We start from the raw sequence: 218 nt of genomic DNA, 5'->3' as shown, positions 1-218 counted from the left end.
ACCATGTCACATTTGTTCATGAATACAACGATGTAAGGTACGCCAACCTGACGAGAAAGTAGGATGTGCTCACGTGTTTGTGGCATAGGGCCGTCAGTCGCAGCTACTACTAAGATAGCGCCGTCCATCTGAGCAGCACCGGTGATCATGTTTTTAACATAATCGGCGTGTCCAGGACAATCTACGTGTGCGTAGTGACGAGTTGGTGTATCGTACTC

General features: G+C 48.6%; 1 protein-coding gene. It reads right to left on the bottom strand.

The features are described 5' to 3' along the window. A partial coding sequence (locus AN391_RS20240) for a GTP-binding protein (protein WP_235576519.1) occupies positions 1-218 on the bottom strand: 218 nt, incomplete at both ends.

This window comes from Pseudoalteromonas sp. P1-13-1a, from assembly GCF_001401875.1.
In the GTDB taxonomy this organism is placed as follows: Bacteria; Pseudomonadota; Gammaproteobacteria; order Enterobacterales; family Alteromonadaceae; genus Pseudoalteromonas.
The sequence above is the reverse complement of the archived record's forward strand: the minus strand, read 5'-3'. Positions and strand labels throughout refer to the sequence as shown.